Source organism: Cupriavidus sp. WS (assembly GCF_000395345.1).
GTDB lineage: Bacteria > Pseudomonadota > Gammaproteobacteria > Burkholderiales > Burkholderiaceae > Cupriavidus > Cupriavidus basilensis_B.
Genome location: NZ_AQPL01000751.1, coordinates 1 through 490, shown reverse-complemented (window position 1 = coordinate 490; position 490 = coordinate 1). Strand labels below are relative to the sequence as shown.

Annotated in this window: 1 protein-coding gene; it reads right to left on the bottom strand. The window is 66.7% G+C overall.

Features of this window, described 5'->3' with window-relative positions:
- Positions 1 to 13: 13 nt before the first annotated feature.
- Positions 14 to 490 (bottom strand): TIGR03747 family integrating conjugative element membrane protein (locus K206_RS0137015; RefSeq protein ID WP_020207209.1); only part of this gene is annotated, 477 nt, incomplete at its 5' end.

The following is a 490-nucleotide window of genomic DNA, read 5'->3' as shown; positions in this document are numbered from 1 at the left end:
CCGGATTGATGGTCTAGAGGTACTTTTTGAAGCTGCCCGCGGTCAGGCTCACGGCCAGTCCCAGCAAGGCTGCGCTGGGCAGCAGGATCACCAGCGGATGCACCGAGATCGGCAGCGCCAGGTAGGTGACCCAGGGCAGCACGGCCAGGGGCATCAGGCTGGCCTTCGCGCGGTGGTAGATGAAGCCGGATTCGCGGCCCGCGCCGAACCGGCGCACATCCCGTCGCACCAGGCCGTCGATCAGGCCGACGAATGCCGCAGTGAGGATCAGCGGCAGCGTGAGCACCAGGACCAGCAGGCGCACAAGGAAAGTCAGCGTCGTGAAGGCCGCGGCGACCAGGTAGCTCTCGGCCCAGACATAGGCCTGGCTGATGTAGTAGCGGAAGTTGTGCGTCTGCTCGTGGCTGGGCGCACGGGCGCGCTCGGCGGTCCGGCTCATGCGCTCCAGCAACCCCGAGCGCACGAACACCCATTCGTAGCCGGTATCCAC